This window comes from Melghirimyces thermohalophilus (assembly GCF_900102685.1).
Classification (GTDB): Bacteria; Bacillota; Bacilli; order Thermoactinomycetales; family DSM-45169; genus Melghirimyces; species Melghirimyces thermohalophilus.
On sequence record NZ_FMZA01000012.1, the window covers coordinates 1 to 12500 of the forward strand.

Annotated in this window: 13 protein-coding genes and 2 pseudogenes; 8 read left to right on the forward strand and 7 right to left on the reverse strand. The window is 54.6% G+C overall.

Annotated features, from left to right (window positions below; translation table 11 throughout):
* The 3 genes and pseudogenes from BLP91_RS09925 to BLP91_RS09935 form a co-directional block, all read left to right on the forward strand.
* Nucleotides 1-227 (forward strand): annotated as a pseudogene (locus BLP91_RS09925) (transposase); the annotation flags it as partial.
* A gap of 286 nt (nt 228-513) precedes the next feature.
* A complete protein-coding gene (locus BLP91_RS09930; protein WP_091570339.1) occupies nt 514-1623 on the forward strand; it encodes an aminotransferase class I/II-fold pyridoxal phosphate-dependent enzyme in 1110 nt (369 codons plus the stop codon).
* A 168-nt stretch (nt 1624-1791) separates the two neighbouring features.
* Nucleotides 1792-2085, forward strand: coding sequence for a hypothetical protein (locus BLP91_RS09935; protein ID WP_091570341.1), 294 nt, complete (start codon nt 1792-1794; stop codon nt 2083-2085).
* 186 nt (nt 2086-2271) lie between these two features.
* Here the strand turns inward: BLP91_RS09935 and BLP91_RS09940 are convergent, their stop codons facing one another.
* Both BLP91_RS09940 and BLP91_RS09945 read right to left on the reverse strand, forming a co-directional pair.
* The gene (locus BLP91_RS09940) at nt 2272-2946 is read right to left on the reverse strand and encodes a Bax inhibitor-1/YccA family protein (protein WP_218119246.1); all 675 of its coding nucleotides are present in this window, start codon (nt 2944-2946) and stop codon (nt 2272-2274) included.
* 81 nt (nt 2947-3027) lie between these two features.
* A complete protein-coding gene (locus BLP91_RS09945; RefSeq protein ID WP_091570344.1) occupies nt 3028-3462 on the reverse strand; it encodes a hypothetical protein in 435 nt (144 codons plus the stop codon).
* 125 nt (nt 3463-3587) lie between these two features.
* Between BLP91_RS09945 and moaD the strand changes: the two genes are divergently transcribed.
* The gene (gene moaD, locus BLP91_RS09950) at nt 3588-4295 is read left to right on the forward strand and encodes a molybdopterin converting factor subunit 1 (RefSeq protein ID WP_091570347.1); all 708 of its coding nucleotides are present in this window, start codon (nt 3588-3590) and stop codon (nt 4293-4295) included.
* Between the two features lie 158 nt (nt 4296-4453).
* Nucleotides 4454-5452 carry a ThiF family adenylyltransferase gene (locus tag BLP91_RS09955; protein ID WP_091570584.1) on the forward strand — a complete coding sequence of 333 codons (999 nt, stop codon included), beginning with the start codon at nt 4454-4456 and terminating at the stop codon, nt 5450-5452.
* Between the two features lie 66 nt (nt 5453-5518).
* Here BLP91_RS09955 and BLP91_RS17285 read toward each other — a convergent pair whose 3' ends face one another.
* The 3 genes and pseudogenes from BLP91_RS17285 to BLP91_RS09965 all read right to left on the reverse strand — a co-directional run bounded on the left by BLP91_RS17285 (nt 5519) and on the right by BLP91_RS09965 (nt 7268).
* A complete protein-coding gene (locus tag BLP91_RS17285) occupies nt 5519-5959 on the reverse strand; it encodes an NAD(P)-dependent oxidoreductase (protein ID WP_281220544.1) in 441 nt (146 codons plus the stop codon).
* Nucleotides 5945-6439: pseudogene (locus tag BLP91_RS17290) on the reverse strand (NAD(P)-dependent oxidoreductase); the annotation flags it as partial. The gene BLP91_RS17285 and the pseudogene BLP91_RS17290, both read right to left, overlap by 15 nt.
* Before the next feature lie 262 nt (nt 6440-6701).
* Nucleotides 6702-7268 carry a thioredoxin family protein gene (locus tag BLP91_RS09965; RefSeq protein ID WP_091570353.1) on the reverse strand — a complete coding sequence of 189 codons (567 nt, stop codon included), beginning with the start codon at nt 7266-7268 and terminating at the stop codon, nt 6702-6704.
* 175 nt (nt 7269-7443) lie between these two features.
* On the opposite strand from BLP91_RS09965, the gene BLP91_RS09970 reads away from it, so the two are divergent.
* Nucleotides 7444-8376, forward strand: coding sequence for a DMT family transporter (locus BLP91_RS09970; RefSeq protein WP_091570355.1), 933 nt, complete (start codon nt 7444-7446; stop codon nt 8374-8376).
* A gap of 152 nt (nt 8377-8528) precedes the next feature.
* Nucleotides 8529-9173, forward strand: a complete 645-nt coding sequence (locus BLP91_RS09975) for a MerR family transcriptional regulator (RefSeq protein WP_091570358.1) — start codon at nt 8529-8531, stop codon at nt 9171-9173.
* 42 nt (nt 9174-9215) lie between these two features.
* Here the strand turns inward: BLP91_RS09975 and BLP91_RS09980 are convergent, their stop codons facing one another.
* Together BLP91_RS09980 and BLP91_RS09985 are read right to left on the reverse strand one after the other, a co-directional pair.
* Nucleotides 9216-11681 (reverse strand): glucosidase family protein, encoded by a 2466-nt coding sequence (locus tag BLP91_RS09980; protein ID WP_091570361.1) that lies wholly within the window; start codon nt 11679-11681, stop codon nt 9216-9218.
* A 106-nt stretch (nt 11682-11787) separates the two neighbouring features.
* Nucleotides 11788-12285, reverse strand: coding sequence for a SprT family protein (locus BLP91_RS09985; protein ID WP_091570363.1), 498 nt, complete (start codon nt 12283-12285; stop codon nt 11788-11790).
* A gap of 60 nt (nt 12286-12345) precedes the next feature.
* Between BLP91_RS09985 and cmpA the strand changes: the two genes are divergently transcribed.
* The gene (cmpA, locus tag BLP91_RS09990; RefSeq protein ID WP_091570366.1) at nt 12346-12477 is read left to right on the forward strand and encodes a cortex morphogenetic protein CmpA; all 132 of its coding nucleotides are present in this window, start codon (nt 12346-12348) and stop codon (nt 12475-12477) included.
* Nucleotides 12478-12500: the final 23 nt, after the last annotated feature.

Genomic DNA, 12500 nt, shown 5'->3' on the forward strand with positions numbered 1-12500 from the left:
GGCGTTTTTCCCTTCCGCATCGGGGATCGCGCAACTGGAAAAAGCTTTACGATGAACGGACGAGCGTGGAACGATGTAACGGTCGATTAAAAGAAAACCTCACGACGAACGATCTTCATGTTTGCGGGATTTCGAAGGGAACCACCCACGTGTACCTGAATGCCATCGTTTTATTAGCGACCGCGCTGGCTGTTAAGAAAACCCAGGCTTCCAAAGAAGTAGCTTAAAAAGAGAATCTCCAAAATTCTGCCCGTATGCCCATATCACTTTAGTAGTTTGCGAAAGTGAAAGACTGGTTTCCCTGAGTGTTATTCTGGTTTATTGAACCAGAAAGCCATTTTGCAAAAGGCTCACATAGTAAAAAGATTGGGATTTTATTCGGAATTTTGTTACCGTAGAACATAAAGACCAAAGGTAGAGGTGAGACCATGCACACTATCACAACCATTGTGAATCACTTTTCTCTCGTTCATCATCCCTTAAAGGAGCCGATGGAGAAAGGAGGCGCCGCCCATGCCTGAAAAACCTCCCTTTTCCAAGGTGGTAGCTGGTCTGCCCCCCACCGTTCCCTTCGTGCCTCCAGAAGAATTGGAGCGAAAAACAGGCACCCGCCTCCAGCTCCGTCTCGGGGCCAATGAAAGCACCTTCGGCATGTCCCCCCATGCCCGTGAAGCGATGGCCCAGGCAGCAGCCGAAAGCAACTTCTACGGGGACGCTCACTGTTATCCGCTCCGCCAAGAGCTGGCCCGCTTATACGGCGTCGACGGCGATCATTTGGTTTTCGCCAGCGGGATTGACGAGCTGCTCGGCTTGATCGCCCGCGCCTTTTTAAACCCGGGAGACGGCGTCACTACCTCTCTCGGCGGCTATCCCACCTTTAACTACCATGTGGAAGGCTTCGGTGGCATCATACACGAGGTCCCTTATCAAAAGGGAAAAAACGATTTGGAGGGCCTATCTGAAACCGCGGTCAAAACCGGATCCCGGATCGTCTATTTAGCCAACCCCGACAATCCAACCGGCACGTGGTATTCCGCGGAGGAGCTGGCGGACTTCCGAGCCAGCCTCCCTGCCGACTGCCTGCTGGTTCTAGACGAGGCTTATATCGAATTCGCCCCGAAGTCGGCCGACCTCCCCATCGATCCTTCCGATCGCGGAATTATCCGGACCCGCACCTTTTCCAAAGTGTACGGAATGGCGGGAGCCCGGATCGGTTATGCCTTGACCCATCCGGAGATCGCCCGCGCCTTCGATAAAATCCGCAACCACTTCGGCGTGAACCATATCGCTCAGGCAGGGGCGCTTGCCGCTTTGCAGGACTCCGACTTTGTGCAAAAGGTAGTCGCCAGTGTGGAACAGGGGCGGCGGGAGTATGAAGAACTGGCCCAATCCTTAGGCTTTACCGCTTACCCCTCCGCAACCAATTTCGTCGCCATCGACGTGGGTTCAGAAGAACGTGCCGTCTCCCTGCGAGAAGCGCTGTGGGAACGGGGTGTCTTTGTCCGAACACCGGGAGCCCCCCCGCTGAACCGCTGCCTCCGCGTCACCGTGGGCACCCCGGAAGAACGCACCCAATTTGCAGCGATCCTGAGGGAAACCGTCCAGGCTCTTTCCAAAAGTTAAATTCCCTTTCATCTTGAAACAAGACCGATGGAACCACCATTTCTTTCAAGGGGAGAAAGATTATCCATCGGCTTCTTTTTTTCCTGTTTGCTGCGATCTTGCTGTAGAATAAAACATGAAGGAGCTGAATCCTTAACCCAAGAATGAAGCCTAAAGGAGGACAACTGGATGGATTTCAGCCAAACCGACCGCGAAACAATCATTCTCGGGCTGCAAAGCCGTGAGGAGCGAATCGTCTACATGATGGAGCAATTGTTGGATCAAATTATCAATGAAAACAAAACCTCCCGGGTCGAAAAACACATCAATAAAATTTATGATGGATGGAGGATGTTACAGGAAACCCGACAGCTGAGGGAACGCATCCAGCGCACCTTATCCGATGGGAAGCCCCCCAAAGAGAGCAAAACCAACAACGTCCACTCCCTCAAGAATGACGACTCCGTCTCCTATTCCCGCTGAAAAAGAGCCGCCCACAGAGTAAAAGGAAAGAAAGCCCCCTTTCCACCAACCGGAAAGGGGGCTATTTCTGATTTTTATTTGCTGTAACTACCGGCAAACCGGACTAAAAAACCACCTCAGCCTCAGTGGGAAACCGGCTTGAAGTGGCTTGATTCTCATTGGGTGATTGGATAGTGGTTTTTCCCTTTAATCTCGGTTGCCTAAAATGCGCAGCAACAGGATAAACAGGTTGATAAAATCGAGGTAGAGGGTGAGCGCACCGAGAATGGCGGTTTTGGTATGGGTGTCCTCGTCCATCTGCTCGTCGCGGATCGCTTTGATCTTCTGAATGTCGAAGGCGGTCAATCCGCAGAAAACGATGACCAGCAGGTAAGTGATCACCCAATACAGGGTGGAGCTTCCCAGGAACCAGTTGACGATGCTGGCTAGAATCAACCCGATCAGGGCCATGATCAAGATGTTGCCCATTCGGGAGAGATCCCGTTTGGTCACGGCACCGTACAGCGCGAAAGCACCAAACATGCCTGCGGTGACAAAAAAGACAGTGGCCAGGGACTCAGCGGTGTAGAGATAGACCAGGGGAGTCAGCGTCACCCCATTTAGCGTCGCATACAGGAAGAAGACGAAGGTGGCCGTTCCTACCGCCATCCGGTGCACCCGGGCGGCCAAGAAAAAGACCAGGACCAGTTCGGCGATAAAGAGCCCGTACAACACCCCGACATTTTCATAGAAATAATGCACCATCTGGTCGTTTCCGATAAGCAGCGCAGAAATGATCGCAGTCAATGACAGCGCGGCAAACATCCAAGAAAAGACCCGGGTCATCAACCCGGCGTGGGACCGACTGACACTGGTTTCCAAAACACTTCCCTCCCTAAAGTGGTACAGCTTTCCTCCATCCGTCTATCAGTATATAAATAGACGGCTATCCCCACAACCGGATCAGTCACCTGGGTCGATTCGGGCCAGTACCTCCTGCAATTGGGTCAATAAATCGTCGATCATCTGGGAACGTTTATCCCACGGAAAATCAGGAACAAGGGTAGAGAGCTCCTCCATTTTCCGTTTATCGTACTCCAGGAACCGGATCATCATATCACAACGGTGAACCAGTTCATCCCAGTCCTCTGTACTGATTCGCACTTCCGTCGCCCTCTCCGAAGTCGTCATGGCCATCCGCTCCTTTTCCTCCCCCGTCGAGTCCAACGGGGTAATATTGATCCGGTAGGCCTCTCCGCTTTTCAAGGCCACTTCCAAGCCCGAGGAAACCACTTCCACTCGCTGGATCAAACGCTCCTCTTCCGGCATCTCCTCCAATTGTTTGACGATCAGTTCAAAGACCATATAGGTGACATCGCTCACATTGACGTTCCCCATGCTTTCTTTTCCCCCTGTCCCTTCGCACGATTGGAATCCGCCGTCAAACACTGGCAGCTTTCTGCTGATTCGGTTACCCTATAAACAAATCCGATCTCTTCGGTTCATCGAAAGGAGGTTATTTCGTGCAAGTACATATTCTGTTATTTGCCGGGGTGGCCGATGCTGTCGGGAAATCCACCGTCCAGCTCGAACTGAGGGAAGGGGCCACCGTGGACCAATTGACTCACCAGCTGGAACAGGAATACCCCGATGCTGCCCCCTTGATCCGACAGTGTATGGTGGCTATCAACCAGGAATATGCCCTGCCGCAGTCGGCCATCCAGCCTGGAGACGAGATCGCCTTGATTCCGCCGGTAAGCGGTGGCGAAGAAACAAGCGACCCGCCTGTCTGTTTTGTCACGGAAGAACCTCTGTCGGCTGACCAACTGATTCGCACAGTAAAAAATCCCTACGCCGGGGCGGTCCTCACCTTCGCCGGCACCGTCCGGGAATATACCGAAGGACAGCGGACGGTCTCCCTGGAATACGAAGCCTACGCTCCGATGGCGATTAAAAAAATGGAGGAGATCGTAAGAGAAATCCAAAACCGATGGCCCCAGGTTCAGGTGGCGATGGCGCATCGAACCGGGCATCTCGCCATCGGTGAGATCAGCGTATTGATCGCCGTCGCTTCACCACACCGCGCCGAATCCTTCGAAGCCGGCCGTTACGGGATCGAACGGTTGAAACAGATCGTCCCGATTTGGAAGAAAGAGATTTGGGAGGATGGATCCATGTGGAAAGGACCCCAGACGGGACCCTGGGATCCTCGTTCCTCCCAGAACGCTTGATCCCTTGAATTCCGTACGGTTTCTCGTTCATTTTAACACAGTCCACCGGTTTTCAGGGACGGAACCGGACTATCGGGACCGATCTTACACCAACGCCCTTATCGATTTTTGAGGAGGCGAGACCTGTGAACGCGAACTCCACCCGTTATTCGAGACAAATGCTCTTCCCCCCGATCGGTGAGGAAGGACAACATCGCCTGTTTCATTCCCGTGTCGCGGTCGTCGGGCTAGGCGCTCTGGGCACCGCCCTTTCCCACCACATGGTGCGGGCCGGCGTCGGCTATGTCCGGCTGATCGATCGGGATTTTGTCGAGCCGAGCAACCTGCAACGACAAATGCTCTTTGACGAAGCGGACGCCGAAGAAGGGATCCCCAAAGCGATTGCCGCCGAGCAGAAACTGACCGCGATCAATTCCCAAACAGAATTAGAGTCCCACGTCGCGGACTTGACCGCCAACAACGCGGAATCATTGCTGACCGGCGTCGATGTGATCTTAGACGGGACAGATAACTTCGCCGTCCGATACCTTATCAACGATGTAAGCGTCAAGCACGGCCTTCCCTGGATTTACGGCGGTGTAGTCAGCTCTCGGGGGATGACGTTTACCATTCGCCCCGGAATAACCCCTTGTCTCCGTTGCCTTTTTCCCGACAGCCCTGCTCCGGGGACGGCGGAAACCTGCGACACCGCCGGGGTGATCGGCCCGGCCGTCCAAGTGGTGGCCGCCTTCCAGGCGACGGAAGCCCTTAAATTGCTGGTGGGAGATATGGAGGCGCTCAACCCCCACCTGCGTCATTTCGAGTTGTGGCACAATCACGATGCCGCTCTCCAAGGCCAAAAACGGGATGATTGCCCCGCCTGCGGCCAACACCGCTATCAGTTTTTGGAAGCTCCCGATCGATCAGACAGCGCTGTCTCCCTGTGTGGGCGCGATACGGTACAGATCTCCCCAGCAAAGCCCCATCCCCTCGACCTGGAACAATTAGAAGCAACCCTCTCTCCGCTGGGAAAAGTGGAACGAAACCGCTTTTTGCTCCGGGCTCAGGTCGATGGGGACCACCGCCTCGTCCTTTTTCCCGACGGGCGCATCCTGGTTCAAGGAACCGATGACCCTGCCCTGGCCCGCTCCCTCGTGGCCCGGTATATCGGAGCTTGACGAAAAATAACCCTCCAGTAGCCAAGGCAATTGGAGGGTTTTTCTGGTGACAAAGGCCGCGAAACATCAGTCCTGCTCATCAGGGACGATATCTACATTGCCCAGGCGTTCCAGAGCGGTGATCAAGGCATGGGTGCCATCCTCGTCACCGCCGTGGGCCTGCACAGAGCGGAGGAGCTGGCTGACCTGGGCGGTTCCCAACAGCGGCAGTTGGAGTCGTTCCGCCTCTTCCAGGACAATCCGCAAATCCTTCTGTTGAAAGCGGACGGAGAAACCAGGGTCGAGGTCCCCCTTCACCACCCGGGGCGCCAGATTGGAAAGGGCCCAGGAACCAGCGGCTCCCTGTGTGGTCACCTGGATCATCGTCTCCAGATCGACACCGGCTTTTTTGGCGAAGGAGAGCGCCTCCACCATTCCCAACAGATTGAGGCCACACATGATCTGATTGCAGGCTTTTACAGTCTGACCTGCTCCTACCGGTCCGCAATGGATGATATTTTTCCCCATGGTCTCCAATAGAGGGGTCACTTCCTGCAGGGTCTTTGCATCGCCACCCACCATAATCGACAGAGTTCCTTCCCGGGCGCCCACATCCCCGCCGCTGACGGGGGCATCCAACATGCGCACCCCTTTTTCCGCTGCACGGTCGGCCAGCTCCCGGGTGGTATCGGGAGAGATGGTACTCATATCGATCAGGATCATGCCTTCCATTGCCCCATCGAGCACGCCGCCAGGAGCTTCCACCACTTCCCGCACATCGGGGGTATCTCCGACGATGGTGATCACCACATCACTGACGGCAGCCACCTCTTTCGGTGAGCTGGCTGTCTGGGCTCCCCACTTCTTCGCCTCTTCCATCCGGGTGGCGGTTCGATTCCAGACCGTGACAGGGAAACCGGCCTGATATAAATTTCGAGCCATCGATCGACCCATGATCCCCAATCCGATGAAACCGACGCGCATTTGACTGCTCTCCATGGTTCTCCTCCTTCGGTCATTCGGTTCTTTTTCTTTCGCTTATCTACATGGTGCGGAGAAGGTCGTATACCCCACACGCCGTTCCCTCTAGACATCAGTCTCCTTCCTTGCCATGGCATACGACATAGAAGGGCGATCGGCCCCGCCCCATCGTCCTACAAATTGAAGGATGTTTTGCCTTTAACCGCCCTTGCACGCTGATTCTCCCTCGGGTCGATGGGTTTCATCTGCTTAAACGTGCTTCTGGGAGATACCGACTACGGGACCCGCATTAGGCACCCAACTGTTCTCGAAAGCGTTCCTCCACACTGCGAGAAACCGTCTGCCACAGCTCTGGTTCCTCCAAGAGCCGCTCTTTAAATCCTCGGTACAATTCCTTCTGCTTCGTTTTAAATTCGGGATCATCCTCAGGTGGCATCTCGCCCCGTATTTCATCGATCAGACGCTGAACTTCCGGGGAGCGAGGGCCCCAGACCGCCTGTTCTCGACCTTGGGAATCAATAAAGATAAAGATGGGGATGGAGCGGGATTTTCCATTGGTAAGATATTGGTCCATCAGCTCCAGGTTTTCATCTCGGATCAGATATCGCATGTCAATGTCCGCCACCTCGGCGACGCGCATCATAATCGGCACACACAACATCGCATCGCCACACCAGTCCGCTGTCAGAACCACCGCCCGCAGTTTTTTCTGCGCCAGGGATTCAAAATAAGCGCGGGCTTCCTCTGACAGGCGAAATTCTTCGTAAATTTTCTCCAGTCCTTCCCGGTTCACCTTCATCGATTCCCGATATTCCGAACCTTTCATGCCTTTTTCAAACCAACGATTTAAGTCCATACTTCCCCCCCTCACAACAGATCTCCTCTCCATTGTAACGGATCGGGATTTTTTTCGGAAACCGAAATCATCCCATTGTCGACTGCCGAGAAAAGAAGTACAATCGATTCTATATGCATATTTTTCGATAAACGAAGGATAAACCAAAGACCGATCCGGGGGAGGAGGGTGTTTCATGTCAAAAAATGTGGTTTATGCAGTGATGACGGTCAATATGATCGTCTGGGGATTGAACACGGTTGCCCTGAAGGTGTTGGTGCAATACCTGTCTCCCCTGACGATGCAATCCCTCCGGATTTGTCTGGCGGGCCTCGCTTTGTTTGGCTTCGTATGGTGGCGCAAAGAATGGCGTCGACCGGTATCTGGCGAATGGCGCTACCTTACAGGTGCCATTCTGTTCGGCGTCGTGGGTCATCACTCCTGCCTGGCCCTTGGCCTGGAACAAACCACCGCCACCAACGCCGCTCTGATTCTGGGCTTGCTGCCTTTGTCCACCAGCCTATTATCCGCTTTGATTCTGAAAGAGCGGATCAACGGAACCCGGGCGGCAGGGATTTTTCTCGGAATGCTGGGAGTGGTATTTGTTGTGGTGCGCGGTGGGAATTTAGGGAATCACCTGGTGGGGGACTTGTGGGTGCTGGGTGCGATGGCGACCCAGGCGCTCAGCTTTATTTTTATTAAAAAGGTGACGGATTCCCTGGACGCCAAACAGGTGACCTGCCTCATGTTCCTGCTGGGACCGGTGGGCATCTTCATCATCAGCCTGTTTCTCCAACCCCGGGGCCTGATGGAGTTGCCTTCCGTACCGGGATGGATCTGGTTGGTTTTCCTCGCCTCCTCCCTGATCGCCACCGCGTTGGGACATGTGGTGTACAATTCGTCGATCCACCGGCTGGGCCCAGGCCATACAGCGATTTTTACCAATATGACTCCTTTCTTTGCCCTGATCGGTTCCTTCTTCTTTCTCGGGGAGTCGATCTATGCCTCCCAGATCGCCGGGTTTCTCCTCATCTCCGCCGGAGTGTTTCTGGGATCGGGCGCGGCAGACGAAAGCCGGCTCCTCCGACCCTGGCTTCGCCCAGCCCGACGGACGGATATGGAGGGTTAGCGGCATAGGGATGAATGGTGATGATAGACTCTCGCAGATCTTCTGCGCGGGTCTTTTTTTATTCCATTTTCCAGTTGGTGAATGGAGTGCCCCGCTGTCATCGCGGACATAACTAAATATGAGATTCTGATGTGCAGAAAGGATGGATACATATGAAGAAGTGGGTAACGATCCCGGAAGCGGAGCGAATCACCGGCATTCCCGACCCCACCATTCGCAAATACATCAAATCCCACGGCCATTTTTTTAAAATCCATATGGAAGGGCGGGTTTACTACATCTCCCGTGAGACCCTGCCTGTCGTCCAACGGGTGCAGGAGATGTATCAGTCGGGGTACAGCATGGATCGGATCGAGGCGATGTTGAGCAAGACCCGATCGATCCCCCTCAGTGTGATCGACCATGGAGTGCCAAGGGACCTCGACTTGAAGCAGGTGATCGAGGAATTGAACCAGACAAACACGCTGATTCAGGATATGATGGAGGAACAAAAACGAACCCGCCGAAGAATGGAAGAGTTGAAACAAGAGATCCAGCGTATGCAGACAGTGGATGAAGAGCGAGCAGGTCAACAGGAAAGGCGGCTGGACCAAGAACTGCGCCATATTCAACAGGGACTGCCCCGATTGGAACAGGAAATGCAGCGCCTTCACCAGGTGGGGGAAGAACAGCATGATCACCGCAACCGCAGGATGGCTCATGAACTGAGTCAGCTCCGCCAAGACCTGTCCCGGGTGGAAGCACAGTTGGATCGCAGGGGAATCTTGTCGGTTTTCAGAAGGAAAAAAGATCGCTAAATAGGGAAGGGACTTTCCCCTTCCTTCTTACATAGATCCTTGTCACTCAGTATGGATCACCAAGGTATGTTGGCTGCCGGTGCTGGTTTGTACGGTCACTTCTTGGCCACGCTTGGTGTTCTTGACATCGTAATCCACTTGTTTTCCGTCCAGGGTGACCGCTTGTACCTCCGCTCCCTGGGGCAAAACATGACTCAGGATAAGCTTCCATCCCGGCGGGGCCTGTTCCACGCGGGTGGTAAACCGCTCGTCGTTCTTTTTAGTGGTGATAGCCATCCTCCCGTCGCCCACCCGCAGGTTGCGGACGGATAAACCTGGCCAAGATTCTGGAATATCTGGCAGCACCGCCATCTGTCGTTGAGGAGCATCGGGGCGTACACCGAGGAAATGATGGACGACCGGCCATTGCACCCCGTAGGCGGACCAAGCCTGCATAAACATAAACCGATCCCGGAAGTCAGTAAAGGGATCGTACTCCGGACTGGGAGCAACCTCCGTCAAGGCACCGGGCATTTCCACATCCAGTTCAGAAGCGATCTGCTCCATATACTTGAGCGCCTGATCATCCCCCAACCGGCCATAGTTGGCCTCCGCATGAGCCATGACAGAATTGGGAAGGCTCCACACTTTCAGCTCTCCTTTTCCATCTGGCCCTCCCCCCTTGCCGGTATGATACAAACCCGTGGTACCGGTAAAGGTGTCGGACTCCAACCGATTCAACGCCGGAATCGCCTGCGCAAGGGAAGCCATCCCGGTTTCCATCGGCACGGCATTGATCCAATGACGCTGCTGCAATTGTTTTTTCCCCTCTATGCAAACGTTGTCTCCATTGGCATCTTGGCCGTCTCCTTCATTGCAGAGGGAATCAGCAAACAGGGATTCTGATTTCATCCACCAGGTGGACACTAGGTTGACCGCCATCTTATCCGCTTTCGTCTCGGCCCAACGGGCGGTGTCCCGATCCCCTTTGCTGTCCGCCATCCGCTTCAAGGCTTGGAGCGCCTGCCAGGTATAAGCGGTCACATCCAACTTTTCTGATCCCATCCCCGGACGCTCCACCATGCCCAGCCCTTCCGGCCATTGGTCATCATCTCGATCCAGTCGGGAAGTGATGGTCTTCATCCCATCTTTGATGAAGGGGTACATTTCATCCCGAAAACCATCATCTCCGGTCCAACGCCACACCAGCTCGACGGCGGTAGCAAACTGTGCCGTCTCATTGGTATTTCCTTCCTGTTCATTGGTACCGAAGTAAACCGCGCCATCTGTGGTCATTTCGTGGATCACTTTGCCGCTCTTCCCGTTCACCGCCCGGGAAACATCCCGAATGGTGCGCAAATGCTCCACTACCGTCTCCCATTGTCCCGATGCGATCAACGCATAGGCGGTGTAGGCACCGTCTGTACCAAAAAACCAGGGATAATCGGGAAATCCGGCCCCGATTCCAGTCAACTCCCGGAACCGTTTTCCCGACTCCGGATCAGCGGTCCCTTGTTTCACATCCCGCACGCGAACATCACGTGTCGTGATCCTGAGATCCGCCAGGTTTAACTTCCCCCAGTCAAAAGCTGCTTCCAACTGGGGATGGGGCAAATCCACTTCCGTTCGGTCCAACAACTGGCTGTACGTCTTCACTTTTTTACTGAGCAGGAGCCGAGGATGCTGTAGCGCTGCTTTTAACGCGCGATCCGCTTGCGTTTCGGATACGTTGGAACCGGCCACGGCAAACCAGAGTGTCTTCTCAGCGCCGGCAGGGATCTCCCACTCCCAGCCCAGACGTGCTCCGTTGCCATTGCCGAATTGGGTGTGGCGCTTCCGTTCCTCGTCGTTCACGGGTCCCCAATAGGAGTCACCGAGGCTGTGCGAAGAAGGCCGACTGCTGAAACCGACCTTAGCCACCCAGTCCGTGCCGGGTTCCCGGAAAGTGACGATCCCCCGCTTCTCGTCATAGGACCCCTGATCGGGACCGTTCGCTTCCTTGGCGTTCTCCGGTTGGCTCGACTCCCAGGGGTAGGCGGCCATCAGTTCGCTGCGCAGGTCCATACCCAGCCGGACCGATCGCGCTTCTTCTCCCGGGTTATGGATCGTCAGTCCTGTCACCACCACCGGCTCGTCTGTCGGAGCAAACTGCAGACGCTCCACTTCCAACCCATCGACCTGGGGATAATCCATGCGAGTGGTCCCGGTACCCGTGGTAAACTTCTTTGCACCGGAAAGCCACTCCCCGTTCAGTGAAAACCAGTATCCATCCAGCAACTTGATCGGGTGGGTCCACACCCCGCCCATTTCGCCGCGGATGTGCCAGCCCATAGCTGGAAATCCACCATCAGCAGAACCGATCACATAGGCCCGGTCTCCCGCGGTCACATAACGCTTCTGGTCCAAATCTTCTTCGGTGGAACGGGTTAATCGATCCGGTTCAGCCGCCGTTGCAGGAGCTGCCGCTCCGGAGGTGGCCATAACCGCGGCGAGCACACCACCTATCCATTTGATCGGACGTCTGTTCATCGTCATCCCCTTTCTTAAGGAAAACGTTTTCCTAAAATGGCATGAAAACCCCTTGTTCGAATATTACCATAGGTCCGACGATGGGAATAGGCTCTCCGTTCAAAATTTACAGCGTTCTCAGCTCCAGGGGGCCTTTACAAGCCCCACAGCGGTAGCGGTCGGGATTCATCCGCTTTTTGCGGTAGGCAGTGCGCCCACAGTGAAGACAGTGGAGGGCGTAGCGGTAAGGACGCCTATGGGAGGCACCGGGAAGGGGCGGTGTGTAACGGAGCCCGTCCACCTCCTTTAACAATCGTTTAAAATCAGCATCGCGGTGACGATATCCTTTTCCCTGGAGATGGAGGTGGTAATGACACAATTCATGCCGGATAATCCCTTCGACCACCTCCGGACCCAATTGATCCAGGTGTTTGGGACTGATTTCGATGCCGTGATCGGCCAATCGATAACGGCCACCGGTGGTTCTGAGGCGAGAATTGAACCGAGCCTGGTGACGAAAAGGTTTTTTAAACCAGCGAAGGGATACCGACTCCACCCACTGTTGAAGCCCCGTATCATCTCCTGGTTGAACCGGAGTTTGACCCGGCGGTTGATCCGGATTCACAGATCCCCATCTCCCTTCATAAGATCCTAGTAATCCACTCTCCTCCGGGGAGGCTTACTTATGCCTTACTGGCTTTGCAAACAACTGCAACGAGCTTTTCACGGGAAGGATCGAAGACAGATCCGCATTTTGAACGACTGTTGGTTTCAATATCAAGAAAAGGCAGGTATAGCCACCGAGAAAAAAGCGTAACCTTTCCTTCTGCAAAGGATACC